The 690-nt window shown below is 43.3% G+C and carries 1 protein-coding gene; it reads right to left on the bottom strand.

The features are described from left to right. Positions 1 to 582: AbgT family transporter (locus tag AB4653_RS26575; RefSeq protein WP_372105722.1), on the bottom strand; the 582-nt coding region annotated here is incomplete at its 3' end. Positions 583 to 690: the final 108 nt, after the last annotated feature.

The raw sequence follows: 690 nt of genomic DNA, 5'->3' as shown, positions 1-690 counted from the left end.
GTTTGCAGAGTAACCACCTGACACACCAGCGAATGCCGCAGCAAGACCAGCAAGAGGGTGACGACCTAAAGAATGGAAAAGCATTGCTGCTAGTGGAATAAGTACCACATAGCCAAGCTCTGATGCTGTGTTAGAGATAATACCTGCAAACACAACAGTTACTGTAACCATACGCTTAGAAGCACCCATTACCATGCCACGCATTGCAGCAGATAGTAGACCTGAGTGTTCAGCAATCGCTACACCAAGCATAGCAACAAGTACAGTACCTAGTGGAGCAAAACCAACAAAGTTCTTAACTAAGTTAGTCACAATAAGTTGTAGACCTTCTGCGTTAAGCAGACTTACAACGTGGATCATGCCGTCAGCAGCACGACCTTTAGCACCTTCTGGTCGAGGGTCCATAACAGACACTTCGAAGTAACCAGCAATACCTGAAGTAACGAGGATTGCTAAGCAGAAGATTGCGAAAAGAGTGATTGGGTGGGGTAATAGGTTCCCCAAATATTCAACGCCATCTAAAAAGCGAGTAAAAATAGGTTTTTTAGGCGAATTGTTTTTTATTGAAGCTGATGAACTCATCAGTTCCCTCCTTGTAGTGATTCCTGTGCAATTGTGACAAAGATGTTTAAATTGCCCGCGCAGATTACTCGACAAAAGGGTCAATTAGAAATCGTAAATGTTACAAAG

The organism is Vibrio sp. 10N.222.48.A3, assembly GCF_041475345.1.
In the GTDB taxonomy this organism is placed as follows: Bacteria; Pseudomonadota; Gammaproteobacteria; order Enterobacterales; family Vibrionaceae; genus Vibrio; species Vibrio tasmaniensis_A.
Note: the sequence above shows the minus strand (reverse complement) of the source record. Positions and strands in the feature narration are given on the sequence as shown.